The sequence below is a fragment of the Aeromonas sp. QDB31 genome, from assembly GCF_027707605.1.
GTDB classification, from domain to species: Bacteria; Pseudomonadota; Gammaproteobacteria; order Enterobacterales; family Aeromonadaceae; genus Aeromonas; species Aeromonas media.
Map to the genome: position 1 here is coordinate 156389 of NZ_JAPCIX010000008.1, position 25898 is coordinate 182286.

General features: G+C 61.3%; 25 protein-coding genes. 17 read left to right on the forward strand and 8 right to left on the reverse strand.

Features of this window, described 5'->3' with window-relative positions; all coding sequences use genetic code 11:
• Positions 1–2: 2 nt before the first annotated feature.
• Positions 3–854, reverse strand: coding sequence for a GspC family type II secretion system variant ExeC (gene exeC / locus PG898_RS10945; protein WP_275124727.1), 852 nt, complete (start codon positions 852–854; stop codon positions 3–5).
• A 217-nt stretch (positions 855–1071) separates the two neighbouring features.
• On the opposite strand from exeC, the gene hslR reads away from it, so the two are divergent.
• The 7 genes from hslR (at position 1072) to PG898_RS10980 (ending at position 8175) form a co-directional block, all read left to right on the forward strand.
• Complete coding sequence (gene hslR / locus PG898_RS10950; protein WP_043128526.1) at positions 1072–1470, forward strand: ribosome-associated heat shock protein Hsp15; 399 nt, start codon at positions 1072–1074, stop codon at positions 1468–1470.
• Between the two features lie 105 nt (positions 1471–1575).
• Positions 1576–2460 carry an Hsp33 family molecular chaperone HslO gene (gene hslO, locus PG898_RS10955; RefSeq protein ID WP_041204975.1) on the forward strand — a complete coding sequence of 295 codons (885 nt, stop codon included), beginning with the start codon at positions 1576–1578 and terminating at the stop codon, positions 2458–2460.
• Between the two features lie 149 nt (positions 2461–2609).
• Positions 2610–4235: a phosphoenolpyruvate carboxykinase (ATP) gene (gene pckA, locus PG898_RS10960; protein ID WP_270824131.1), complete on the forward strand. Its 1626-nt coding sequence runs from the start codon at positions 2610–2612 to the stop codon at positions 4233–4235.
• Between the two features lie 173 nt (positions 4236–4408).
• Complete coding sequence (locus tag PG898_RS10965) at positions 4409–5074, forward strand: GntR family transcriptional regulator (protein WP_270824132.1); 666 nt, start codon at positions 4409–4411, stop codon at positions 5072–5074.
• 33 nt (positions 5075–5107) lie between these two features.
• Complete coding sequence (locus PG898_RS10970) at positions 5108–6910, forward strand: aminopeptidase P family protein (RefSeq protein WP_270824133.1); 1803 nt, start codon at positions 5108–5110, stop codon at positions 6908–6910.
• Between the two features lie 210 nt (positions 6911–7120).
• Positions 7121–7573: a GNAT family N-acetyltransferase gene (locus tag PG898_RS10975; RefSeq protein ID WP_270824134.1), complete on the forward strand. Its 453-nt coding sequence runs from the start codon at positions 7121–7123 to the stop codon at positions 7571–7573.
• Positions 7574–7704: 131 nt separating this feature from the next.
• The gene (locus tag PG898_RS10980) at positions 7705–8175 is read left to right on the forward strand and encodes a glycine zipper 2TM domain-containing protein (protein ID WP_005327494.1); all 471 of its coding nucleotides are present in this window, start codon (positions 7705–7707) and stop codon (positions 8173–8175) included.
• 80 nt (positions 8176–8255) lie between these two features.
• On the opposite strand, the gene PG898_RS10985 is transcribed toward PG898_RS10980, so the two are convergent.
• Positions 8256–9200 carry a CYTH domain-containing protein gene (locus PG898_RS10985; protein WP_270824135.1) on the reverse strand — a complete coding sequence of 315 codons (945 nt, stop codon included), beginning with the start codon at positions 9198–9200 and terminating at the stop codon, positions 8256–8258.
• A gap of 169 nt (positions 9201–9369) precedes the next feature.
• Here PG898_RS10985 and PG898_RS10990 point away from each other — a divergent pair, with 169 nt between their 5' ends.
• Together PG898_RS10990 and PG898_RS10995 are read left to right on the forward strand one after the other, a co-directional pair.
• Positions 9370–10050, forward strand: a complete 681-nt coding sequence (locus tag PG898_RS10990; protein ID WP_025328355.1) for a TIGR00153 family protein — start codon at positions 9370–9372, stop codon at positions 10048–10050.
• A 25-nt stretch (positions 10051–10075) separates the two neighbouring features.
• A complete protein-coding gene (locus PG898_RS10995) occupies positions 10076–11341 on the forward strand; it encodes an inorganic phosphate transporter (protein WP_005327500.1) in 1266 nt (421 codons plus the stop codon).
• A 67-nt stretch (positions 11342–11408) separates the two neighbouring features.
• Here PG898_RS10995 and PG898_RS11000 read toward each other — a convergent pair whose 3' ends face one another.
• Positions 11409–12647, reverse strand: coding sequence for a multifunctional CCA addition/repair protein (locus tag PG898_RS11000; protein WP_182786551.1), 1239 nt, complete (start codon positions 12645–12647; stop codon positions 11409–11411).
• Between the two features lie 219 nt (positions 12648–12866).
• Between PG898_RS11000 and PG898_RS11005 the strand changes: the two genes are divergently transcribed.
• The 5 genes from PG898_RS11005 to mltC all read left to right on the forward strand — a co-directional run bounded on the left by PG898_RS11005 (position 12867) and on the right by mltC (position 17916).
• A complete protein-coding gene (locus PG898_RS11005; protein WP_043128542.1) occupies positions 12867–14510 on the forward strand; it encodes an ExeA family protein in 1644 nt (547 codons plus the stop codon).
• The gene (exeB, locus tag PG898_RS11010; protein WP_270824136.1) at positions 14510–15196 is read left to right on the forward strand and encodes a GspB family T2SS assembly factor variant ExeB; all 687 of its coding nucleotides are present in this window, start codon (positions 14510–14512) and stop codon (positions 15194–15196) included. Before PG898_RS11005 ends, exeB begins: the two co-directional genes overlap by 1 nt.
• 94 nt (positions 15197–15290) lie before the next feature.
• Positions 15291–16364: an A/G-specific adenine glycosylase gene (gene mutY, locus PG898_RS11015; RefSeq protein ID WP_270824137.1), complete on the forward strand. Its 1074-nt coding sequence runs from the start codon at positions 15291–15293 to the stop codon at positions 16362–16364.
• On the forward strand, positions 16361–16633 hold the full coding sequence (locus tag PG898_RS11020) for an oxidative damage protection protein (RefSeq protein ID WP_041204967.1): 273 nt from the start codon (positions 16361–16363) through the stop codon (positions 16631–16633). Before mutY ends, PG898_RS11020 begins: the two co-directional genes overlap by 4 nt.
• Before the next feature lie 182 nt (positions 16634–16815).
• On the forward strand, positions 16816–17916 hold the full coding sequence (gene mltC / locus PG898_RS11025) for a membrane-bound lytic murein transglycosylase MltC (protein WP_005327524.1): 1101 nt from the start codon (positions 16816–16818) through the stop codon (positions 17914–17916).
• Positions 17917–17980: 64 nt separating this feature from the next.
• Here the strand turns inward: mltC and PG898_RS11030 are convergent, their stop codons facing one another.
• Positions 17981–18361, reverse strand: coding sequence for a YgiW/YdeI family stress tolerance OB fold protein (locus tag PG898_RS11030; RefSeq protein ID WP_226170401.1), 381 nt, complete (start codon positions 18359–18361; stop codon positions 17981–17983).
• Positions 18362–18597: 236 nt separating this feature from the next.
• On the opposite strand from PG898_RS11030, the gene PG898_RS11035 reads away from it, so the two are divergent.
• Together PG898_RS11035 and ompA are read left to right on the forward strand one after the other, a co-directional pair.
• Positions 18598–19605, forward strand: a complete 1008-nt coding sequence (locus PG898_RS11035) for an SGNH/GDSL hydrolase family protein (protein WP_270824138.1) — start codon at positions 18598–18600, stop codon at positions 19603–19605.
• Positions 19606–19888: 283 nt separating this feature from the next.
• Positions 19889–20920: a porin OmpA gene (gene ompA, locus PG898_RS11040; protein ID WP_005327530.1), complete on the forward strand. Its 1032-nt coding sequence runs from the start codon at positions 19889–19891 to the stop codon at positions 20918–20920.
• Positions 20921–20977: 57 nt separating this feature from the next.
• Here ompA and PG898_RS11045 read toward each other — a convergent pair whose 3' ends face one another.
• Genes PG898_RS11045 through PG898_RS11055 form a run of 3 tightly spaced genes read right to left on the reverse strand, consistent with a single transcriptional unit; the run spans position 20978 to position 24457 of the window.
• A complete protein-coding gene (locus PG898_RS11045) occupies positions 20978–21547 on the reverse strand; it encodes a PqiC family protein (protein ID WP_270824139.1) in 570 nt (189 codons plus the stop codon).
• Complete coding sequence (gene pqiB, locus PG898_RS11050; protein ID WP_270824140.1) at positions 21547–23193, reverse strand: intermembrane transport protein PqiB; 1647 nt, start codon at positions 23191–23193, stop codon at positions 21547–21549. Before pqiB ends, PG898_RS11045 begins: the two co-directional genes overlap by 1 nt.
• On the reverse strand, positions 23186–24457 hold the full coding sequence (locus tag PG898_RS11055) for a paraquat-inducible protein A (protein ID WP_270824141.1): 1272 nt from the start codon (positions 24455–24457) through the stop codon (positions 23186–23188). Before PG898_RS11055 ends, pqiB begins: the two co-directional genes overlap by 8 nt.
• Before the next feature lie 324 nt (positions 24458–24781).
• Here PG898_RS11055 and hfq point away from each other — a divergent pair, with 324 nt between their 5' ends.
• On the forward strand, positions 24782–25141 hold the full coding sequence (gene hfq / locus PG898_RS11060) for an RNA chaperone Hfq (RefSeq protein WP_005327536.1): 360 nt from the start codon (positions 24782–24784) through the stop codon (positions 25139–25141).
• Positions 25142–25276: 135 nt separating this feature from the next.
• Here hfq and PG898_RS11065 read toward each other — a convergent pair whose 3' ends face one another.
• A complete protein-coding gene (locus PG898_RS11065) occupies positions 25277–25867 on the reverse strand; it encodes an HAD family hydrolase (protein WP_270824142.1) in 591 nt (196 codons plus the stop codon).
• Positions 25868–25898 lie beyond the last annotated feature (31 nt).

Sequence of the window (25898 nt, forward strand, 5' to 3'; positions counted from 1 at the left end):
CATTATTCTGACAAGCCGACATAAACGTCGTAGAGCTGTCCTTGCCGCTCGACGGTGACGGTCATTTCCGTGGCGCCCGCCACTTGCTGCATCGCCTGCATGGCCTGTGCGTTGTCACGCAGATCCAGGCCATTGATGCTGACCGCCAGATCGTTGGCGACCAGCCCGAGTTGATTGAACATTTCGGGATTGCTGCCCGGGTTGAGACGATAGCCGACCATGCGACCATCCACCCGGACCGGAGAAATATTGAGATAATCGGTGATTTTGCCAGGATTGCTCATCAACTCGCTGCGAACGGAAGAGAGCGCGGCCCCCTGTCGAGTCGCCTTGGGCAACGGCTTGCCATACTCTTCCCCATCCAGCATCAAGGTCTCGTCACGACCATCGCGGGCAATGATGACCCTGTCGGCAAACACCTGACGGATCCTGGCCTGAGTGCCGTCGATGTAATCCCCTATACCATAGGAGTTCTGCAGCCCGTTGTGGGCGATGATGGCGATGGATTTTGCCGGATCGGAACTGGCCAGCACCCCGTTGAGCTGGGCGTTGAGCTGGGTCTTGGGGGCATCGATCAGGGCCGCTTGGGCAGCCTTGTCGGCTTGCAGTTGCTGCGCCTTGCCAAACAGGGAGAGACGGCTGACGTTGCCGAGATCGAGGCGGGACGGTCCCGCGCCCTGGCCCGAGGTGATAGCTGGCTGCCAGGGCACTGCGCGGGAAGGCTGGGCCAGCTCGAACAGACGCCAGGTGAGCACGGCGCACTGCTGGGCCAGTAACAGCAACAGCAGCCAGAACAGAGGCTGGCTGAAACGGGAGAGTGGCACTGTCTTGCAGCGAGCCAAAAGGGAGCCCAACAAGTCATCCCTGAACGGTAGCGTCATGTTTATCAAAATATTCTGGCATCCAAATCGGTTAGCTATTGTGTACGGCAATGGACCCAGAGACAACCGACCGGATGGGATGATGCTGTGAAAATTCAGATGCCGTCACACCCCGGTTCCCCCTGTTTCTATCCCGGGGCCTGCCTCTGGTATAATCAGGTTCCCCTTTCAGCCATCCCGGAGCCGATCCATGTCGAATCCAGCACAAATCAGCCCCCTGGTCCGCCTCGACAAGTGGCTGTGGGCGGCACGCTTCTACAAGACCCGCAGTTTGGCGAGGGATCAGATCGACGGTGGCAAGGTGCATTATAACGGCCAGCGTAGCAAACCGGGCAAAACCGTCGAGGTCGGCGCTCTCGTCCGCTTCTGGCAGGGCCAGGATGAACGGGAAGTGCGAGTGCTGCAGGTCAGCGAGCAGCGCAAGGCCGCGCCCCTGGCCCAGTTGCTCTATGAAGAGACCGAAGAGAGCCTGAAAAAACGGGCCCAGAACAGCGAGGCGAGACGCTTCAACAGCCAGTTTGCCCCGAGTCCCGAGCGCCGCCCCGACAAGCAGGAGCGGCGCCAGTTGATCAAGGTCAAGCAATACTGACTCGCCTCCGTGGCTCTTTTATGACGACAGGCACAGGAATTAGTTCCTAACCAACTGTTTAACAATGTATTTATCTTTTCTCCCAGAAAATCCTAGGAAAGCATGATGAGTAACCAAGATCTCCTGTATCGCTATCTGTTCGAAGAGTACGAAGTGCGGGGGGAGCTGGTCCAGCTGGATAGTACCTATCGCCACATCGTCGATGCCCAGAACTACCCGGTACAGGTGCAGAAACTGCTGGGTGAACTGCTGGTCGCCACCAGCCTGCTGACCGCCACCCTCAAGTTTGAAGGCTCCATCACGGTGCAACTGCAAGGGGACGGACCCGTGCGTCTGGCGGTGATCAACGGCGATCACAACCAGCAGTTGCGCGGTGTCGCCCGCCATGAAGGCGACCTGCCAACGGACGACAAGCTGCAGAGCCTGATTGGCAATGGCCAGCTGGTGATCACCATCACCCCTGAAGAGGGCGAACGCTATCAGGGCATCATCGCCCTCGAGGCCGATACCCTGGCGGCCTGCCTCGAGCAGTACTTCGCCCAGTCCGAGCAACTCGCTACCCGGCTCTGGATCCGTACCGGCCACCACGAGGGCACTCCCCGCGCCGCCGGCATCCTGTTGCAGGAGTTGCCGGCCCGGAGCGAGGATCACGGCGCCGATTTCGATCACCTGATCCAGCTCACCAGCACCATCAAGGATGAAGAGCTGTTCGGCCTGGAGGCCGAAGAGATCCTCTACCGCCTCTACCATCAGGACAAGGTGCGAGTGTTCGATCCCCAGGCGATCGAGTTCCGCTGCACCTGCTCCCGCGCTCGCTGCGAAGGGGCGTTGTTGCAGATAGAAAAGGAAGAAGCGGTGGCCATGGTGCAGGAGCTCGGCAAGATCGACATGCACTGCGATTACTGCGGCACCCACTACCAATTTGATGGGATAGACATCGAAACCCTGTTCAGCGGGGCTCCCGGTAATGATGCAAACAAGTTACACTAAATAAAGGCGGGCAAAACCCGCCTTTAACTTAAATAACAAAAAAATACCCTATTTTATAAAGTTTGATGGCGATCGCTAAAAACTACCACCTAGGTAGTAGTATGGACGCCAGATAGAACCCTACACACCTCTGAACCCAGGAGAACATAATGACTATCGTGGTAGAACCCGCCCTGGCACAACAACTGAAACTGGACCAATACGGTATCAAAAACAGCCAGGAAATCGTTCGCAACCCTTCCTATGAGCAGCTTTTCGCAGAAGAGACCCGCCCGGACCTGGAAGGATTCGAACGTGGCGTCGTCACCGAACTCGGCGCCGTCAACGTCAATACCGGCATCTTCACCGGCCGTTCCCCAAAAGATAAATATATCGTCAAAGACGCCACCACCCAGGATACCGTATGGTGGTCTGACCAGGGCAAGAACGATAACAAGGCCATCACCCCCGAAGTGTGGTCACATCTGAAATCCCTGGTAACCAAACAGCTCTCCGGCAAGCGCCTGTTTGTGGTCGATGGTTTCTGCGGTGCCAACCCGGATACCCGCCTGGCGGTGCGCATCATCACAGAGGTGGCCTGGCAGGCACACTTCGTGAAGAACATGTTCATTCGCCCGAGCGACGAAGAGCTGAAAACCTTCAAGCCCGACTTCGTGGTGATGAACGGTGCCAAGTGCACCAACCCGAACTGGAAGGAGCAGGGTCTCAACTCCGAGAACTTCGTCGCCTTCAACATGACGGAGAAGATGCAGCTCATCGGTGGCACCTGGTACGGTGGCGAGATGAAGAAGGGCATGTTCTCCATGATGAACTACTTCCTGCCCCTGCGCGGCATCGCCTCCATGCACTGCTCCGCCAACGTGGGCAAGGATGGGGACGTGGCCATCTTCTTCGGCCTCTCCGGTACCGGCAAGACCACCCTCTCCACCGATCCCAAGCGTCAGCTCATCGGTGACGACGAGCACGGCTGGGACGACCACGGCGTGTTCAACTTCGAAGGGGGCTGCTACGCCAAGACCATCAAGCTCTCCAAGGAAGCCGAGCCGGATATCTACCACGCCATCCGCCGCGATGCGCTGCTGGAGAATGTGACCGTTGCCGCCGATGGCACCATCGACTTCGATGATGGCTCCAAGACCGAGAACACCCGGGTCTCCTACCCCATCTATCACATCGAGAACATCGTCAAGCCGGTCTCCAAGGCGGGTCATGCCAATAAGGTGATCTTCCTGACCGCCGATGCTTTCGGGGTCCTGCCCCCGGTCGCCAAGCTGACCAAGGAGCAAACCAAGTACCACTTCCTGTCGGGCTTCACCGCCAAGCTGGCCGGTACCGAGCGTGGCATCACGGAGCCGACTCCGACCTTCTCCTCCTGCTTTGGCGCCGCCTTCCTCAGCTTGCACCCGACCAAGTACGGTCAGGAGCTGGTGAAACGGATGGAAGCCGCAGGGGCGGAAGCCTATCTGGTCAACACCGGTTGGAACGGCACCGGCAAGCGCATCTCCATCAAGGACACCCGCGCCATCATCGATGCCATCCTGGATGGTTCCATCGAGCAGGCGCCGACCAAAGTGCTGCCGATCTTCAACCTGGAAGTGCCGACCGAACTGCCGGGCGTGAACCCGGCTATCCTCGACCCGCGCGACACTTATGCCGACCAGGCCGAGTGGGATGCCAAGGCACAGGATCTGGCTCAGCGCTTCATCAAGAACTTCGAGCGCTTCACCGACAACGACGAAGGCAAACGTCTGGTTGCTGCGGGCCCGCAGCTGTAAGCTGCGTCCCGTCAAGGTGACAATCCCATACCGGTCAGCCCAGCTGGCCGGTATTTTTTTGGTCGATGCACAGCATATGGCTCCCGCCAAGCCTTGCCTTGCACGCGGTTGCGCGTTAGATTCAGCCAAACTTTATACAATATACAATTTTGCAACCTGCCCGTGACTCAAGCATGACCCCACCCTACAAGACCCGAACCCAGATGGTGATGGAGAACCTCCGCGGCCGGATATTGCGTGGGGAGTTTCCCGCCGGCGCCCCCCTGCGCCAGGACGCCATCGCCAAGGAGCTGGCGGTGAGCCGCATCCCGGTGCGAGAGGCGCTGATGCAGCTGGAAGCCCAGGGGCTGGTGAAGTTCGAGGCCCATCGCGGCGCCGTGGTCACCATGCTGGACGCCTCGGCCATAGAGGAGCTCTTTTATTTGCGGGCGCTGCTGGAAGCCGATACCCTGTTCCACGCCGTAGACCTGATGACGGAGGAGACCTTCGCCAAGGCGCAAGCCATCCTGGCCCAGTTTGATCTGGCGCTGGAGTCCGGCACCCAGATCGAGCACTGGGCCGAGTTGAACCACCGTTTTCACGCCACCCTCTATCAGGCCGCCAATCGTCCCCAGGCACTGGACCTCATCGCCCAGATCAATCTGAGCTGTGATCGCTACGTGCGCTTCGAACTGCTGTTCGCCCAGGGCGGCGTAGACAAGGCCGAACGCGAACACGCCCACCTGCTGGAGCTGTGCCGCGCCCGCCGCAAGCACGAGGCGGTGGTCCTGCTCAAGCAACATATCGAGGCGGCAGGCCAGTCGATCCGACAGATCCTGGCAAGCGGCCACAATCAGTGAACACTCACATCATCACAATCTGGCAATAACGACATGAATCATTTCGAGATTATTGAAACCCGCGTCGCCCAGGTCAGGACCACTCTGGCCACGTTGGAACTGGACGCCTTCATCGTTCCCCACGACGACGAGCACCTGGGGGAGTACATTCCCGCCTATGCCGAACGGCTGGACTGGATCACGGGTTTCAACGGCTCCGCCGGCCTCGCCATCATCATGGCGCAGCGGGCGGCCCTGTTCGTCGACGGTCGTTATACGGTGCAGGCCCGCATGCAGGCACCGGCCGAGCTGTTTGAGTTTCTTCACCTGAACGAAGATCCCCACGTCCAGTGGCTGGCCGAGCAACTGCCGTCCGGCGCCCGGGTCGGCTTCGACGCCCGCCTGCACAGCCTGGCCTGGTATCAGAGCGCCAGGCCGATCCTGGCCGAGCGCGGCATAGCACTGGTACGGGTCGATGAGAACCCCATCGATCTGCACTGGAGCGATCGCCCCGCCCCGACCAAGATCCCTGTCATCCTCTACAGCGAGGAGCTGGCGGGCCAGTCCAGCCAGGCCAAGCGCGAGCTGCTGGCGGCGGATCTGCGCAAGCGCGGCCTGGATGCGGTGCTGCTGACCCAGGCCGAGCCCATCAACTGGCTGCTCAACCTGCGTGGCCGCGACGTGGAGCGACTGCCGGTGGTGCTGGGCTTCGCGGTGCTTTACGCCAACACCAGCATGGATTTCTTCGTCGACACCGACAAGATCGACTGCATCGCCTTCAGCCGCCACGTGGGGCAGGATGTCTCCGTCTATCCCATCGACAAGCTGGGTGACGTGCTGCAGCGCATCGGCGAGGATCAGCAAAAAGTGCTGGCCGACCCCAACACCGCCAACGCCTGGACCCAGCTCACCATGGAGGAGGCAGGCGCCATCCTGGTGGCGGGGCAGGATCCCACCATGCTGCCCAAGGCCTGCAAGAACGCCGTTGAGCTGGCCGGCATGCAGCGCGCCCATCTGCGCGACGGCGTCGCCGTCACCCGCTTCCTCGCCTGGCTGGATCGGCTGATCGCCTCCGGCGACTATCAGGATATGGATGAGGGCACCCTGGCCGATCGCCTGGAAGCCTTCCGTCGCGAGCAGGATCACTACGTCGAGCCGAGCTTTGACACCATCTCGGCGCTGGGCCCCAACGCCGCCATGTGCCACTACCGCCACACCAACGGTGTGCCTCGCCCCTTCGGTCAGGACAGCATCTATCTGGTGGATTCCGGCGCCCAGTATCTGGATGGCACCACCGACATCACCCGTACCGTCAAGGTGGGTGAGGTGACCGACGAGCACAAGGCGATGTTCACCCGGGTGCTGCAGGGCCATATCGCACTGGATCAGGCACGCTTCCCCCGCGGCACCGCCGGCATCCAGCTCGACGTGCTGGCCCGCATGCCCCTGTGGCAAGCAGGTTACAACTACGACCATGGCACCGGTCACGGGGTCGGCCACTTCCTCAGCGTGCACGAAGGCCCGCAGCGCATCGCCCCCAAGGGCAGCCTGGTGGCCCTGCAGCCGGGTATGGTGCTCTCCAACGAACCGGGTTACTACCGGGAAGATGCCTTTGGCATCCGCTGCGAGAACCTGGTGGTGGTCACCGAACTGGAGCAGATCGGCGAACTGCCGATGCTGGGCTTCGAACGGCTGACCTATGTGCCGTTCGATACCCGCCTCATCGATCGCAGCCTGCTGAGCCAGGCCGAATTCCGCTGGATCAACGACTACCACGCCGAGGTTTACCGCCGTCTGAGCCCGCTGCTGGAGGGTGAGGATCTCGCCTGGCTGGAGCAGGCGACCCGCCTCATCTGATCGCAGCAATCGAAGTTGTCCGGTGAAACAGGGCCTGCGGGCCCTGTTTCTTTACCCCTTGAGCACCACCTGAGCTGAGATCGATTCCCCCGGCTCTGCCTCCCCTGTCTGGCCTCCGAACCAGACCCGCTTGCATCAGCCTGGCGAGCCCACTACCCTGTGCGCTCTTTTTGACTGCCCCCCCCGGCAGCAAGTACCACAGGAGCCCGGATGCAGCCGTCCCCCCTATTACGCCTTGCCACCCACGCCGACATGCACGCCATCTGGCAGATCGACGCCGACGTCTTCGGGGAGGATGTCTACCCCGCCTTCTTCTTCCGTCAGGCCATGGATCTGTGGCCCACCTTGCTGGTCGTGGCGGAGTTGGAGGACAAGCTGCTGGGTTATGCCCTGGGAGGCCTGGGTCAGGATCGGTCGCAGGGCTGGCTGCTCTCTCTGGCGGTACGGCCCGAAGCCCGCGGCTTTGGCCTGGCCGAGCGCATGATGCTGCGGGTAGAGCAAGCACTGGCAGAAGTGCAGGTGGCGCGAGTCAGGCTGACCGTGGATCCGGCCAATCCGGCCCAGCGCCTCTATTTCCGCCTAGGTTATGCACTGTTGGCGGAAGAGCCCGGCTATTTCGGCCCGGGGGAGGATCGCCTGCTGCTGGAGAAGACCCTGGCCTGACCCGCGTTGGGGCCGGGCCACCGTTCACGCCACATAATTGGTTACACTTTGCGGGTTTAATGCGCAACCCGGTTGGCGTAGAGTGGAATGCATCAAGCCGATTAATCCGATGACCGCCCAGGAGGCCCATCATGTTGAAACGTATCGCTCTCATCACCCTGCTGGCCGCCACTACCGCCATCACGGGCTGTGCCAACAGCGATGTCTACTCCGGCGATGTCTATACCAAGGATCGCGCCAAGCAGGTTCAGACCGTCAGCTACGGCACCATCCTCTCGACTCGCCCGGTGAAGATCCAGGCCGATGAAAACTCCCTGATCGGCACCATAGGCGGTGCCGTGGTCGGTGGCCTGCTCGGCAGCACCATAGGGGGTGGTCGCGGCAGCGACATCGCCGCCGCCGGCGGTGCCATCGCGGGCGCAGCTGCTGGCAAGGCCGCCGGTGACAAGCTCAATCAGGTGGATGGTGTCGAGCTCGAGATCAAGAAAGAGAACGGCGAATCCATCGTGGTGGTGCAAAAAGCCAACCCCACCTTCGTGCCCGGCGCCCGAGTCCGCATGACCCAGGGCAACGGCACCATCAACGTGGCCGTGGTGAACTGAGCTCCCCTCAGACCATCTTCCACAAGCAAAAAAGGTGAGCCATGACTCACCTTTTTTGCATTCAGTGCAAACCTGAACCCTCAAGAATCCAGGTGCAGCCAGGCCGCAATGGCCAGTTGCAGGCCCACGAGATCGGCGCCGTGCAGCAGGGCCGACAGCTGCTCTTCCCCCGCCTCCGCCAGCAAACGCTGCTGCACCCGAAGAGCGGGCAACCAGGCAGGGGCCTGCGCCAGGTTCTCGGCGGCCTCGGCCACCAGGTCGCAACCCTGCAGCATCCCTTGCAGCGCCTGCTGCCGCTCCTTCTTCCCGCACTCCAGCCAGAGCTGCTCGTGATGCTGCCAGAGCTGCAGGCCGAGCGTGATGCAGGCCTTGCCATCGAGCTCGCCGATATCAGGCAGGGGTTGCACCGCCAGCGGCTTGCCGAGCCCCGCCAGCCGATAGCCCCGCTGCGCCTTGGATTGGGATCCCAGCCTGACCCCTCCCAGATCCGCCAGGTGCGCGGCCAACCCGAACAGGGCGCTCGCCTCACCTGACTTGAGCTCCAGCTCCAGCTCATCGATCTCGGCGCGGCCCAGGACACCGACAATCTCCCCCCGATCCCAGGCCAGTTCAATCTGTGCACCGTCGAAGGCGATCAGCCAGTGACGACGCAGGAAGTCGGTGCTGAACTGGGCCACCAGGCGGGACTGGATCTCGTCGCGCACGGCCAGACTTGGCCAGATGTGGTCAGGGAACGCGGACAGGGTCGGCAGATCGCCGCTCACCGGGGCGTTGTATTCGGGTCTGGCGTGCAGCCCCCCGACCACCTGGCCACGGCATTTGATGGTCTGCTCGGAAAAATGGTCGCTGCGACGGATGCGCAATCCCATGTCGAGCCGGCGTAAATCCAGAGCGGGCGTATCGAAATAGACATTGCCGAGGCGGACCTGTTCAGAAGAGATAATTTCAAGTGAATTCAGAAAGTTGGAGATAAAGTCTTGAATGTTGCTGGTGACGAAAAACTTTATCTCGATCTCAGTTTGCATAGTCATTCCGGGCAGGCAGGCAACTTTGGGGGGCATGATCCGGGTCGCGAGGATATAATGCCAGCGATAGATAAGGATTAATTCACGGTTTTATTGATGGCACAGTTCGGTTATCCTGCGCCCCTCATAAAATCGTATCGAGTGTTTTTTCACCGACACAGGTTTGGCCATGCCAGTAAATACTATTTTGGGTCTTTTTGCCAAGTCCCCCATCAAGCCGCTGCAGAAGCATATCGTCAAGGTTCACCAGTGCTCCCAGCAGCTGGTTCCCTTCTTTGATGCCGTTGCCGAAGACCGTTGGGAAGATGCCGAAAAAATCCGGCAACAGATAGCCCAGCTGGAAAAAGAAGCGGATATTCTCAAACGCGAAATTCGCCTTAAACTGCCTCGCGGCCTGTTTCTGCCGGTCGCTCGTACCGATCTGCTGGAACTACTGACTCAGCAGGACAAGATCGCCAATCGTGCCAAGGATATTTCCGGCCGCATGCTTGGCCGCAAAATGGAATTCCCCACCGAGATGCGTGCCGATTTCATGGCCTATCTCAAACGTTGTATCGATGCGACCGCCCAAGCCGAAAAAGCCATCGGAGAACTCGATGAGCTGCTCGAAACCGGCTTTAAAGGACGTGAAGTTGAAATGGTTGCCGAGATGATCCATCAGCTGGATCTCATCGAGGACGATACTGACACCATGCAGATCGGGCTGCGCCAACAGCTGCAAGCCGTTGAGCACAAATACAATCCGATCGACGTTATGTTCCTCTACAAGATCCTCGAATGGGTAGGTGACCTGGCTGATCAGGCCGAGCGCGTTGGCGCCCGTCTGGAACTGATGCTGGCTCGTTCGTAATCGACTGACTGGGTAAACACTACTAATGGACATTATCGCAAATTACGGCACCACCCTGGTGCTCGTGGCGGCCTTGTTCGGCTTTTTGATGGCCTGGGGCATAGGGGCGAACGACGTCGCCAACGCCATGGGCACATCGGTCGGCACCAAGTCTCTGACCATCCGTCAGGCGATCATCATCGCCATGATCTTCGAGTTCGCCGGCGCCTATCTGGCCGGCGGCGAAGTCACGGCGACCATCCGTAACGGCATCATAGATACCAATGCCTTCACCGATACCCCGGATGTGCTGGTGCTCGGCATGATAGCCTCTCTGCTGGCCGCGGGCCTCTGGCTGATCCTGGCCTCCTACTTCGGCTGGCCGGTCTCGACCACGCACTCCATCATCGGGGCCATCGTCGGCTTCGCCGTGGTGAGCGTCGGCCCGGAAGCGGTGCAATGGAGCAAGTTTGGCGGCATCGTCGGCTCCTGGGTGGTCACACCGGCCATCTCCGGCATCATCGCCTACTTCATGTTCATCAGCGTGCAGAAGCTTATCTTCAACACGGACAACCCGCTGGCCAACGCCAAGCGCTATGTCCCGTTCTACATGTTCCTGACCGCGCTGGTCATCTGCCTGGTGACCATCAAGAAGGGGCTGACCCACGTCGGTCTGCACCTGAGTGACGGCGAGGGTATCTTGCTCTCCATCGCCATCTCGGTGACCCTCTCCATCGGTGGCTGGTTCTACATTCGCGGTCAGCAGTACAACCCGCAGGATGACAACAAGATGCACTTCGCCAACGTGGAGAAGGTGTTCGGCATCCTGATGGTGATCACCGCCTGTGCCATGGCTTTCGCCCACGGCTCAAACGACGTGGCAAACGCCATAGGCCCGCTCTCCGCCGTGGTATCCACCGTCGAGAGTGCCGGCCAGATCACCGGCAATTCTCACATCGCCTGGTGGATACTGCCCCTTGGCGGCATAGGTATCGTCATCGGTCTGGCCACCATGGGTGAGAAGGTGATGGCCACCGTCGGCACCGGCATCACCCACCTGACCCCGAGCCGTGGCTTCGCCGCCCAGCTGGCAACCGCCGCCACCGTGGTGATCGCCTCGGGTACCGGCCTGCCCATCTCTACCACCCAGACCCTGGTCGGTGCCGTGATGGGGGTGGGCCTGGCCCGTGGCATAGCCGCCCTGAACCTGGGCGTGCTGCGCAACATAGTGGTCTCCTGGGTCATCACACTGCCCGCCGGTGCCATCCTGGCCATCGCCATCTTCTACGTGCTGCAGGCCTGCTTCTCTTAAGCACCTCACAGCAAAAAGCCCGAGTCAGTGACTCGGGCTTTTTCATGGTTGGCATTCAGGGCCGACATCACTCCTCGATAAAGGTCCACTCGTCTCGCACCCGGCTGATGGCATCGAGCCGCCGCTTGGCGAGTTGCTCGCGGATCCCCTCCCCCTTGAAACCCGCCGCCACTATCTCCTTGACCGGTACCGCCTGGGCCGCAGCCAGGGCCTGGGCCACATAATCCGGCTGGCTATAGACCTTCTCTTCGAAACCGGTACGGCCGTGGAAGTCGGCGCGGCAGGCATCCAGCAACTGGGCGAAGCGATCCGGCCTGCGCCAGGCGTCCGCCTTGTCGAATACCTTCAGCAGGGTCGGTGGCTTGAGATCGAAGGCGATGTGGATATGGGTGTGCAGGTCGCTCACCAGCAGCGCCAGATCACGGCAGTCGTTCGGCACTCTGAACCGCTCGCAGAAATCCCGGATGAGCGGCAGCCCTTTCTGACCATGACCGTGATGGCTGGGCCAAAACGCAGGGGGTGTCACACCCTTGCCAAAATCGTGGCAGAGGGCGGCGAAGCGAACCGGCAGATCCGAAGAGCGCTGACAGGCCTGATCCAGCACCATCATGGTGTGGATGCCAGTATCGATCTCCGGGTGCCACTTGGCGGGTGCCGGCACCCCGAACAGGGCGTCCAGCTCGGGGAAGAGCGCGTTGAGGGCACCACATTCGCGCAATACCTCGAAGAAGACCCGGGGAGTCTGCCCCAGCAGTACCTTCTCCAACTCCTTCCAGACCCGCTCCGGGGTCAGGTGGGCAAGCTCGCCGGCGTCGGTCATCTCCCGCATCAGCGCCAGCGTCTCGGGGGCCACCACGAAGCCCTGCTCATGGAAACGGGCGGCGAAGCGCGCCACCCGCAGGATGCGCAGGGGATCTTCGGCAAACGCCGGAGAGACGTGGCGCAACAGCCGCGCCTCCAGATCCCTGAGACCGCCATAGGGATCGTGCAGTTGCCCGCCCTCATCTTCGGCGATGGCGTTGATGGTGAGATCCCGGCGCAGCAGATCCTGCTCCAGCGTCACCTCGGGAGAGGCATGACAGACGAAGCCTGTATAACCCAGGCCCTGTTTGCGCTCGGTGCGGGCCAGGGCATACTCCTGCTGGGTGCTGGGGTGGAGAAACACCGGAAAGTCGCGACCAACCTGGGTGAACCCGAGGCTCAGCATCTGTTGCACGGTAGCACCGACCACCAGGTGGTCTCTGTCCCCCTGCGGCAATCCCAACAGGCGATCACGGACCGCTCCCCCAACCAGATAAATCTGCACGCGCACTCTCCCTCGATAAACCTGCCTCGATGATACCGCTTTTGGCCGACAGACACGACGGATCCCGGCTCGGGAAGTGCGACTACCCTCTGATCATTCGACCCCGCGCCTCATTGCCGTTTGAGCCGGTGACCGGGATGCCCCTCTTATGGTATCCGGGTCTTTGACATCCCTCTGGGGAGGCTTTAACCTGCCGCCATAACAATGGAATGGATCCTTATGTACACACAGTTCTTCGGTCTGTCGGAGCCCCCGTTCTCCATCTCGCCCAACCCCAAATATCTCTACATGAGCGAACGCCACGGGGAGGCCCTCGCCCACCTCAACTACGGGTTGCAGGACGGCGGCGGCTTCGTGCTGCTGACGGGGGAAGTGGGCACGGGCAAGACCACTGTCTCCCGTTGCCTACTCCAGCAGTTGCCCGCCGAGACCGAGATCGCCTACATCCTCAATCCTTCCCTGACCGAACGGGATCTGCTGGCGGCCATCTGTGACGAGTTCCAGTTGCCCTACGCCCAGGAAGCCAGCCTCAAGCAGTTGTTCGATCTCATTCGCGATCACCTGCTGGCCAATCTGGCTGCGGGCAAGCGCAGCGTGGTGCTGGTGGATGAAGCCCAGCATCTGCTGCCCGGCGTGCTGGAGCAGTTGCGACTGCTCACCAACCTGGAGACCGACGAGAAGAAGCTGCTGCAGGTAGTGCTCATCGGCCAGCCCGAGCTGCAGCAGATGCTGCGTCAGCCCCTGCTGCGCCAGCTGGCCCAGCGCATCACGGCCCGCTACCATCTGCTGCCGCTCTCCTGTCAGGATGTAGACGCCTATGTGCGCTTCCGGCTGCAGGTGGCTGGCTGTGTCCAGCCCATCTTCACCCCCAAGGCAATCCAGACCTTGCACCGCCTCTCCGGTGGCATCCCGCGCCTCATCAACCTCATCTGCGACCGCGCCCTGATCGCCGCCTTCGCCCGCGGCAGCCACAAGATAGCCCACGGCGACATCAGCCTGGCGGCCTATGAAGTGAGCGGCATTCGTGACGAGGGAAGCTGGCAGTCCGGCCTCACCGTGACCCTGGCAGGCGCCCTGCTGGTCGCCGCTGGCTGGTGGGGCTGGCAGTTCTTCGGCGTCTTCCCTGCCCGCCCCCTGGTCAAGGTAGAAGTGCCGGTCAAGGTGGATGAGACACCGGAACAGTTGGAACAGCTGACCCGCGCCATCAATCAGGCGCTGGAGCCGGACGTCGCCATGCAGAATCTCTTCAGGGTATGGGGCTATCAGACCGAGCTGGAGGAGGCGACCTGCAATGACGCCCCCCGTGCCGGCCTGCGTTGCCAGGAAGGGGAAGCCTCGCTGGCCGAGCTGCAGGCGCTGCAATATCCCGCCCTCATCAGCCTGACCGATGAAACAGGAGGACTCTATTACGCCACCCTGGTAAGCCTGGGGCCGGACAAGGCGTCCTTGCTCATCGGCAATCAGAGCTGGCAGGTGGACAGGCAGTGGCTGTCCGACGCCTGGGGGGGCAGTTATACCCTGCTATGGCGTATGCCCAAGGGCGGCGTGCCCCTGATAGGCAGTAACGCCAGTGCGGCCCAGGCCCAGTGGCTGGACAATGCACTGAACCGCGCCATGCAGCAGCCAGACCGCAAGGTGAGCCGCTTTGATGCAGCCCTCAAGAGCAAGCTGCAACAGTTCCAGCGTGAGCAGGGGTTGACCCCGGACGGCATCGCCGGCAGCAATACCCTGTTGCGCTTGAATGCCGTGGCCGGTGAACCCATGCCGAGGCTGGAAGATGAATCCCTGCGTGCCAGCACGCCTGTCGATCTGGATGCCGTGGCGGATGACACCATGGATCCCCTGATGGAGGATGCCTCCTGATGTCTACCCTGCTCAAGGCCCTGCGCCGCGCCGACCAATCCCAGTTCACTCCCCACATGCCGCTCATGGGCCTGCCCGTGAGCCAGGAAGAAGAGCCAGACCGACGCTGGATCTGGTGGCTCCTGGCTCCCCTGGCCCTGCTCATGGGGGCCGCCGCCAACTACGGCTGGCACCTCTACCACCTCAAGCCACTCGAACAGCAGATCGAGGTGAAGGAGGTGGTGACGCCGCCCTTCGTGCGAGTCGAACCCAGATCCATGGTCACCCGCCCGCTGCCCCCGCCCCTGCCGGAGCCCGTGGTACAACCCAGACCCGTTGCCGCCGCCCCCGCAGCGGCGACCGCCGGCAATGCCCCCCAGAGCCTGGCCGAGCGCATCATGATGGCCCTCAACAACACCCCGCTGGTGGAAGAGGGGGCAGTGCAAGCCCAGCCCCAGTCCGGAGCCATGCCCCTCAGCTCTCTGGATCCCGCGCTGAAACAACAGGTTCCTCCCCTGACCTATGGTGCCCACAACTTCTCCTCCGACCCGGCCAAACGGGCCGTGGTGATCAACGGGCGGGAGCTGCGCGAGGGCAGCGAGGTCGCCCCCGGCGTGCTGCTGGTTGCCATCGCCCAGGACTACATCATCCTGCAGGTCGGCGGTCAGCATGTCAGCCTCAAGGCGTTGCAGGACTGGCGCGGCTGACCGGGCCACAGTAACAAGCCGGACCTGCTGGCCCGACTGCCATCTCAAGAGGGAGCCCGAGAGCTCCCCTTTTTAATCAAAACATGAGAACCCCGTGAGCAACTCAGATAACAGCACTTTCGCCACCCGGATCCTGGACTGGTACCAGATCCACGGCCGCAAGACCCTGCCCTGGCAGGAGGACAAGACCCCCTACCGGGTCTGGATCTCCGAGATCATGCTGCAGCAGACCCAGGTCGCCACCGTCATCCCCTACTATCAGCGCTTCATGGCCCGCTTCCCCGATGTGCTGGCGCTGGCCGACGCCCCCATCGACGAGGTGCTGCACCACTGGACCGGGCTCGGTTACTACGCCCGTGCCCGCAACCTGCACAAGGCGGCGCAGCAGATCCGTGATCTGCACGGCGGCCTGTTTCCGGAGCGACTGGACGAGGTGATGGCCCTGCCCGGGATAGGGCGCTCCACCGCCGGTGCCGTGCTCTCCCTCTCTCTCGGTCAGCCCCATGCCATCCTGGACGGCAACGTGAAGCGGGTGCTCACCCGCTGGCTGGCGCTGCCGGGCTGGCCCGGCCAGAAGCAGGTGGAGAACGATCTCTGGGAGCTGGCGACCCGCCTCACCCCAAGGCTCGGCGTGGCCCAGTACAACCAGGCCATGATGGACATGGGCGCCACCGTCTGTACCCGCAGCAAGCCCGCCTGCACGCGCTGCCCGGTACAGGTCGATTGCCAGGGGCTGTCGCAGGGCAACCCCACCACCTACCCCAACAGCAAACCGAAGAAAAGCATTCCGGCCCGCAACGGCATCATGCTGATCATCCGTCACGGCGACCAGCTGTTGCTGGAGAAGCGCCCGCCCCAGGGGATCTGGGGCGGGCTATACTGCTTCCCGCAGGTGGAGTCGCTCACGGAGGTGACGGGCCGCTTGCAGGGGCTGGGACTCGATGAGACCGACTACCGGGAGCTAGCTGGATTTCGCCACACTTTCAGTCACTTCCACCTCGATATTCGCCCCTTGCTGATCGAAATGGCTGCCCCGCCGCCGCCCTTGCTCATGGAAGCAGATTCCCGACTCTGGTATAACTTACGCCATCCTGCCGAGGTGGGATTGGCGGCCGCCACGGCCCGCCTGCTCGCCTACCCGGACTTACAACCACAGAGGTCAACATGAGCCGTACCGTATTTTGCCAGCGTCTGAAAAAAGAGGCGCCGGGTCTCGATTTCCAACTCTACCCCGGTGAACTCGGCAAGCGGATCTTCGACAACATCAGCAAGGAAGCCTGGACCGAATGGCAGAAAAAGCAGGTGATGCTGATCAACGAGAAGAAGCTGAACATGATGAATCTCGAGCACCGCCAGTTGCTGGAAAAAGAGATGGTGAACTACCTGTTTGAAGCCGGTGAAGTGGCCATCGACGGCTATACCCCTCCCAGCCAGTGAGTCGAGCCGATGAGCAGGGAGCACAGAGCGCCGGAACCCGGCTATCTGCGGCCATGCTTCTCCCGGCCCGGTGCCAATGAGTTGTCACCGTGATCCAGCTAGAGTGCCCATCAACGGCCGGCACTCTTCTGGTTCACGGCACGTGCGTGACGGGCGACCCCACCGCCCAGTTTGAGGATCTTATGGGTCGAATTTTTTGGCTGCTGTGCGCCCTGCTGTTTCTCTCTGCCTGCTCCTCTTCTCCCAAACCCGGGGCAGAAGACGAAGATCTGGTCAACGGCAAGGACATACGCGGCTTCGAACACATGATCAGTGCACTCTCCCATAACGTGAACGAGATATGGGGGCGCGAGGCACTGTTTGCGGGCAAGTTTGACTACGTCAAATACACGGATCAATACAAGAGCCGGGCCCACATCGACTTCTCCAGCGGCCACATCATGGTGGAGACGGTCTCCGGGCTCGATCCCCGTGCCCACCTGCGCCGTGCCATCATAGAGACGCTGCTGACTCCGGACGATCCTGCTGAAGTGGATCTCTATTCGGACAGGGAGATCATGCCCGGTGGCGAGCCCTTCCTCTACGGCCAGGTGCTGGACAACCAGGGGCAGGCCATCCGCTCCAGCTGGCGCGCAGAGCGCTATGCCGACTACCTGCTCGGCAGCGCGATGAAGAAACGTACCCTCGGCATTCGCACCATCTTCTTCGTCGACATCCCCATGGTGGCCAACCACGAGGACAAGCGCGGCTACAAGTACGCCAGCATCATCCGCGATGCCTCCCGCAAGTACGGCGTCGCCGAGAGCCTGATCTATGCGGTCATCAAGACCGAGAGCAGCTTCAACCCCTATGCGGTCAGCCATGCCAACGCCTATGGCCTGATGCAGGTGATCCCGGCCACAGCCGGACGGGATGTCTATGTACGGGTCAAGGGCAAGAGCGGACAGCCAACCCGGGAGGATCTGTTCAATCCGGCCTACAACATAGACGTGGGAACGGCCTATCTGCACCTGCTGCAGACCGTCTACCTGGCGGATATCCAGGATCCCCAATCCCGTCGCTATGCGGTGATCTCCGCCTACAACGGTGGGGCGGGCGGGGTGCTCAACACCTTCTCCAGCAACCGCAAGGCGGCCCCTGACATGATCAATCGGCTCTCCCCCGAGGCGGTTTATCAGGTGCTGACCGAGCAGCACCCCAAGGCGGAGGCCCGTCGTTACCTCTACAAGGTCAATCAGGCCGAGAAAGGGTTCAAGCGCACCGTCGCCGTACGGGCCGGCTGACGGCACCCACAAAAACAGGAAGGGCGCTTATGTAGCGCCCTTCCTGTTAGCATGCTCTGCGAACTTACTTGGCGATGAAGCCGCCCTTGCTCTGGGGAGCGGCACCGACCTTCTCCAGATGCTCGACCTCTACCTCTGTCTTGTTCCAGCTGTGGTCAACCTCGCCGCGGATGCGGATCAGATCGTTCGGGCCCACTTCGACACCACGCCACACGTCCCCGTCCACTTCCACTTCCACTTCGCCGCTGTCATCGCGGAAACTGTAGTTCTCGCCGCCAAGGTGCTTGACCAGCTTGCCTTCCAGGGTCACCCACTGATCATCTGCCACATCTTTCAACTGCGCGACCGAGACCTTGTTCTGCTCCTGGGGGCCGGTGTAGGCCGCCATGGCGAAAGAAGAGACGGACATCATGGCCACCAGGCCGATTACCTTTGCTTTGTTCATTTCACGCTCCTGTCATTGGGTATGCAGGCATCTTGCCCGGGCAGGCGTGAAACAAACGTGAAGCCTCCCCCATCCAGGGGAGAGCAGTGTGACCGCAATCGATTTAATGCCCATGGCTTGCTGCAAGATTGTATTCGAGTGGATACCATTCGGCCTGGCAACAGGGGTCCCCAGCCCCTTGCCTTCGAGGAACAGCCCGCAGGCAGCGCCTGCATCCACTCCATGAGAACAACAAGATGAACAAATGGCTTCCGTGTTTACTGGGACTCTTGACGCTGACCGTTCAGGCAGCCGAGAGTCGTCCCGCCTTCTCCCGCATCGTGATGTTTGGCGACAGCCTCTCCGACACCGGCAAGATGTACGACAAGATGCGCGGTTATCTCCCCTCCAGCCCGCCCTACTACCAGGGCCGCTTCTCCAACGGCCCCGTCTGGCTGGAACAGCTGACCCAACCGTTCCCGGGGCTGAAAATAGTCAACGAAGCGGAAGGGGGAGCCACCGCGGTGGCCTACAACAAGATCTCCTGGAACCCCAAGTACCAGGTCATCAACAACCTGGACTATGAGATCACCCAGTTCCTTGAGAAGGACGGCTTCAAGGCGGACGATCTGGTGATCCTCTGGGTCGGTGCCAACGACTATCTGGCCTATGGCTGGAATACCGAGTTGGACGCCAAACGGGTACGCGACGTCATCAGTGACTCTGCCAACCGTATGGTGCTCCATGGGGCAAAACAGATCCTGCTGTTTAACCTGCCGGATCTGGGCCAGAACCCGTCGGCCCGCAGCCAGAAGGTGGTGGAGGCGGCAAGCCATGTTTCCCGCTATCACAATGAGCTGTTGCTGAACCTGGCCCGCGAGCTGGCCCCCACCGGCATGGTGAAACTGTTCGAGATCGACAAGCAGTTCGCCGAAATGCTGCGGGAGCCGCAGAACTTCGGCCTGAGCGATACAGAGAACGCCTGCTACGGCGGGGGCTATGTGTGGAAGCCCTTCTCGTCCCGCAGCGCCACCGCCGACAGTCGGTTTGCCCCCTTCAATGCGCAGGAACGCCTCGCCATCGCAGGCAACCCCTTGCTGGCCCAAGCCGTTGCCAGCCCGCTGGCTAGCCGCGGCGCCAGCGAGCTCGACTGTGAAGGCAAGATGTTCTGGGATCAGGTCCACCCGACCACGGCCGTACACGCCGCTCTGAGCGAGCGCGCCGCCACCTTCATCGAACGGGAGTACGAGTTCATCCCCCAGTAAGGATGCAGAGGCCGACACTATGTCGGCCTTTTTTGTGCTTGCCTGGCTGGACAGTAAACAGCCAACTCATATGACCCCCGTCACAAATTGGAGTCATACTGGCCTCTCGCCCGGATAACTCCCCTATGATGGGCATTGTTATCACAATATGTTTTATATCAGTTGCTTGTGGTTCAAAAAAAACGGGCTACGTTTAAACATGTTGTGGCTGAATGCAGGCCCAACCCATGAGGTGAGGCGACATGGATTCGCGCTCCCCACACACAAGATTGCAGAGGCTTCTATGAACAAAACACTGATTACCTTGCTGGTTTCAGGCTTGCTTGCAGCCAACGCTCAGGCAGCCGGACAAGACAACACCTGGTATGGCGGTGCCAAACTGGGTTGGTCCAACTTCTATGGCGTCGACGAAAGCAACGCCATCACTACCACGGACAAAGATGACGACGAGGTCGGAGCCGGAGCCTTCGCCGGTTACCAGATCAATCAGAATCTGGGGATCGAGCTCGGTTACGACTACCTTGGCAAGCTCAAGTACAACGGTACCCGCAATGCCGCTGCCTTCAATGACTCTGTCGAAGCCCAACTGGCCCAGCTGACCCTGAAGCTCGGCTTCCCGGTAGCGGACAATCTGGATCTCTACGGTCGCCTCGGTGGCGGCTACGGCTGGACCAGCAGCGATGAGCTGGACAGCGACAGCCGCGCCGTATTCGTCGGTGCGTTGGGGGCCGAGTACGCCTTCAATCTGGATTGGGCCGCCCGCCTCGAGTACCAGTACAGCACCCCGTACGGCAGCCGTGAAGACACGGGTTTGCGCATGGACAACGGCCTGCTCTCCCTGGCCGCCGTCTATCGCTTCGGCCAGGTTCCACCGGCCATGCCGGTTGCCGCCCCGGCACCGGCCCCCGAGCCAGTGATGGTCGACAAGCAGTTCACTCTGAGCTCGGATGTGCTGTTTGACTTCAACAAGGCCACCCTCAAGCCGGAAGCCGGCCAGGCACTGGATACCCTCTATAGCCAGATTGAAGAAGCCAGACCCAAGGATGGCTCGGCCACCGTCATCGGCTACACCGATCGCATCGGCTCCGACGCCTATAACCAGAAGCTCTCCGAGCAGCGGGCCCAGACCGTGGCCGACTACCTGATCGGCAAGGGCTTGCCTGCCGGCAAGGTAAACGTGGAGGGTCAGGGCAAGAATTCTCCCGTCACCGGCGACAGCTGCACCAGCAAGTCCAAGCGCGAGCTGATCGTCTGCCTGGCCCCGGATCGCCGGGTAGAGGTCAAGGTGCAGGGGGTCTCGGAAGTTCAGCAATAATCCCTGTGTCAGATAACAAAACGGGAGGCATTGGCCTCCCGTTTTTCATTGTTCCGTTCAGCTGCGCGTGCGCACATCCGCCGCAATCTGATCGAGCAGTAGCTGCCAGCCCTGCCCCAGCTCGTCGACCAGGACGCCATAGCCATCGGCCGGCAAGACCCGCTCCTGCTGGAAGGGCACGTCCCGCAGCACCACCCCTTCCTCCGTCAGCAAGCGCCAGCGGCCGCTGAGCAGGGCGCGACCATCGTGCCGTCCCTGGAAGCGCTCGACCGAGATGGTCAGCACTGGCCCCTTACGGGCCCCGTCCTGGCGCACCACCCAACCCGGCAACCTGCTGGAGAGGCCATTCAGGGTGAGCTGGTTCAACTGCGCATCCAGCGAGCCCGCCCAACGATGATACTCGGCAAAGTGCAGCTCCTTGCCTTCCAGCTGATAGACCAGGCTCATCCGATCCAGCTGGCCAGACAGGGCGACGGGACGCAGCACCAGCTGATGCCGGGGCTGTGCCGTAACGCTGTTCGACTGCGGGATCTCCGCATCCAGCGAGTAGTAGTGCAGTGCCGTCGGGGCGGCACTGCACCCCGTCAGCAAACCCAGCAAGGCCAGGGTCATCATCCGTTTTTTCATCATTTTCCTCGCTTGGGCTCAGGATCCTGGGGACGGGAGCGGTCGAAGATCAGCGAACTGGGCTGCTCGTTCAGTGAATGGATCAAGGGTTGCAGCTCCCCCATCAGCTGATTGAGAGACTGCACCGACTGACGCAACTCCTGGTTGGTCTGGGAACCGGCATCATAGGTCTGCAATGTCTCCTGCAACTGCTTGAGACTCTGGTTGAGGGACTCGGGCAACTGTTGGGTCGAACGCTGACCGGTGAACTGCTCCAGATTGGCACTCACGGCCTTGATGTGCTTGAGCGTCTTGTCCAGGGTCGCCAGGGTGCTATTCACCTGCGTCAGCGTGGTGGCCATGTCCATGTCGACGAACTTGTCGAGGATGAGGTTCACCTTGCGCTCTATCTGATCCAGCCCGGCCTGCACTGTCGGGAACACCTGATAGCCTGCCAGCTTGATGGGCTCATAGGCGGGGGCATCCGGATAGAAGTTGAGATCCACCACCTTGCCGCCGGTCAGCAGACTGGACGTCTTGAGGCTGGCCCTCAATCCCTCCTTGAACTGCTTGCTGAACAGGGCCCGCCACTGCTCCCGCTCCGCATTGGCGTAGCGATGGGAGAGGCGCTGTACCTCGATGCGGGCCAGCACGGGGATCTGCCGGCTCTTGAAGATCTGCACCCCCTTGTCGTCGATGAGGTAGGGGGCAGAGATGACGGTGCCGACCCGGATGCCGCGATACTGCACCGCCGCCCCGGGGTGCAGGCCACCCACGTTGTCCTCGAACAGGAAGACGTAGTCGATGAACTGATCCAGGCTACCGGCCAGCACGCTCGCCTCGTCCTGGAACAGGGTGAAGCTGTCCATCTGCTTGACCGGCTCACCGGGTGTCCAGCCCGGTGGCAGCCCCATGGTGATGCCGCCATCCAGCAGGCTCTCGAGCGAATCCATCTTCACCTTCATCCCCTCGCTGCTCATGGAGACCTCGAAGCCCGGGGTCAGCCAGAAGCGGGAGTTGCTGCTCACCAGGATGTCGTAAGGGGCATTGATGAAGAGCTGGTACTGCATCTCGCTCTTCTCGGGCAGGAACTTGGCCTCCTCTATCTGGCCTATGGTGAAGCCCTGATAGCTGATGGGGGAGCCGATCCCCAGGGCACGCGCATCGCGGCTGCTGAGGGAGAGCCGCAGCCCCTTGGCGTCCACCGAGGCGAGCGGCGGCTTGTCCAGCATGGCGTATTCGTCGCGCGCCTTGCCCTTCTTGCCAGGGGCGAGTTCGATGTAGGCACCGGAGAGCAGGGTGCCCAGACCCGACACCCCTTCCCGCCCGACCCTGGGTTTGACTACCCAGAACTGGCTGTCCTTCTTGAGCATGCCGGCGGCGGCATTGGTCAGACGGGCCTTGAGCACCGCATGGCTGTAGTCATCGCTGAGCTCCACCGCCTCGATGCGACCCACTTCCACCTCGCGGGAGCGGATCACCGTCTTGCCCGCCACTATGCCCTCCGCGGTGGCAACCGTCAGGGTGAAACTGGGGCCTTGTGAATACCAGTGCTGAAACAGCATCCAGGCTCCGATGAACAGCGCCAGCAGCGGCACCATCCAGATAGCGGCGGCCGAGCTCATAAAGTCAGAGCCCGGTTTCCACCTCGTCTTACGCTCACTCACGTTCGCGCTCTCCTTGTTGTAAATCCCAGATCAGGCGGGAATCGAAACTCATGGCGGCCACCATAGTGATCAAAACGACCCCGGCAAAAGCAACGGCCGCAGGGCCCGGGTAGATGGTCATCAGATTATCGAGACGGATGAGGCCGGCCAAGATGGCCACCACGAAGACGTCGATCATCGACCAGCGTCCCACAAATTCGGTCATGCGATAGAGCTTGAGCTTGCCAAGGGGAGAGCCGACCCGGCCACGCTGCACCATGTAGCAGAGCCACAGCAGCGCCAGGATCTTCACCAGGGGCACCACCACGCTGGCAAAGAAGATGACGGCGGCGATGGGGTAGGAGCCCATGGCCCAGAGCAACACCACCCCCCCCATGATGGTCGAGGGGCTGTCGTCCCCCAGAAAGACGGTGTCCATGATGGGATAGAGGTTGGCAGGAATATAGAGGATCACCGAGGTGATGAGCAGTGCCCAGGTACGGCTCAGACCGCCCGGCTTGCGCTGGTGCAGACGATCGCCGCAGCGGGAGCAGCTATGGGCATCGCCGTCATTGAGCGCGCCGCAGATGTGGCACCCCACCAGCCCGTACTCCAGGGCGCTGGCCTCGGGATCCAGCTCTCTCGCCTCGGTCTGGCCGAACAAACGTTGCCACAGCCACATCCGGTCCAGGGACGAGATCATCTTGATCAGCAGCACCGTGTAGCCCACGAAGGCCCAGAACGACAGCCCCATCTTGATGTCGGCCATGCCCATCAGCTTGACCAGAGAGATGAGCACCCCGATGAGGAAGACATCCACCATCAACCAGGGTTTGATCCTGCACAGCAATCGGCCGAGTGAGCGCAGGGCATTGCTGTGCAGATCCTTGTCGAGCCGCCACAGCACCAGCATGATGGAACCGATATAGACCAGTGGCAGACCGATCAGGGTCAGGCTCAGCACGGCCCCCAGAAACAGATAGCCCTGATCCACCAGGGTGGTGATGCACTGCAGGAAGGTCATCTCCTGCCCCACCCCCTTGGCCGAGAACGACATGAAGGTGAAGGCGTTGGAGAGCACGAACATGATGAGCGCCGCAAAGCCGTAGGCGATGGGCCTGCGTTCCTGCTGCGGCAGGTGCGCACTCAGGGTGTGACCGCAACGGGGACAACTGCTCGTCTCCCCCACGGCCAGCGCGGTGGCCGGCACCAGCAAGTCACACTCTTCGCACGCGGTCGCGTCATGGGTATAGGTAATCGGGTGTTGGTGTGAAACCGGATGCAAGATAGGACCCCAGCATGAGGCCGCGAACGGCCAGAGGCGCCAATTATTGCAGCCACCGCCGCTAACCACCAGCCCTGTTCATGTACAGAGCCTTAAGGGGGGCGAGATAGACCGGCCCAAGACGCGACCGCAAACAAGCCACCGTTGACACCCTCATGCTCGATATCGAGGTAAAAAGGGGTTGTTTATCTGCAGATTTGCTCAAGACTCCGCACATCAGCCCCCGTTCATCGCAGCTTTGGCGGCGAGGTGAGAATGACTTTGACAAGCCTGTGACCATTTAGCACAATCAAACGCCACTTTTTTTCCGCGGGACAATAATTTATGACAACTGAATCCCCAAGCTACTCCACCATCGAGCAGGCATTCTCCCTTGGGAACGGGCAGGATTCTGCCCTCAACTGGTTGCGCAAGAACCGCAGTCAGGTCGCCATCTTCCTGGTGAGCGGCATCAAGCTGGAGGGGACCATCAGCGGCTTCGACCAGTACAGCGTGCTGTTGACCGATGCCCATGGCAATCAGCAACTGGTCTACAAGGCCAAGATCTCCACTATCGCCATGCACTCCGGCCGCCCCCAGGTCAGCATCCAGCGCGCCCGCAAGCCACGGGTCTCCATGGCTCCGCGTCCCCACGGCGGCCCTAGCCGTTATGACGACAACCAGGGCGGTAGCAGCGAGCAGTGATGCTCGCCTCCTCCTGACTCTGAGCTTGCCGCTGCGTCAATTAGTGACGACGCGCATCCCCACTCTCATGTCATGCCTGTCCCGTATGAGAGTGGGTTTTCTCCCCCTGGCGGCCTCGACGGCCAGCCCATTTGCTCAGTAGGTCAATCCGACCGGCTTCCCTTCCTTGACCATGCACACCTGCATGCCCGCGGCCTCACCGGCCTGCGCCCCTATGCCCGTGTCCTCGAACACCAGACAGCCGTCAGGCTCGACCCCGAGTCGCTGTGCCACCAGCAGGAAAGTATCCGGGTGGGGTTTGTGCAGTTCGACATCGTCGGCGGTCACCACCACGGGGAAGTAGCTATCCAGTCCGGTATTGCGCAGCACGGCTTCGGCATTGATGCGGGGTGAGCCCGTGCCTATCCCCATGGGAATGAGACCGTGATAGCGCCTGACCAGATCCAGCATGGCCGGGAAGGGGGTCGCCTTGTGCAAGTTGGCCACATAGTGCTCCGTCTTGCAGCGCGTCACCACCAGCGGGTCCAGCGCGATCTGCTGCACCTCGGCCACCAGCAAGGCTATCTTGCGGCTGGGCATGCCACCCAGTTCATAAAACCAGTCGGCATCGAACTGAAAGCCAAACTCGCGGGCGGTATGTTCCCAGGCGGCCAGGTGCAAAGGCATGGAGTCCACCAGGGTGCCGTCGAGGTCGAAAACCAGGCCTTGAAATCCGGATAGGGTCATGGTGCAGGATCTGTCTGTGAAAAATGGGCCC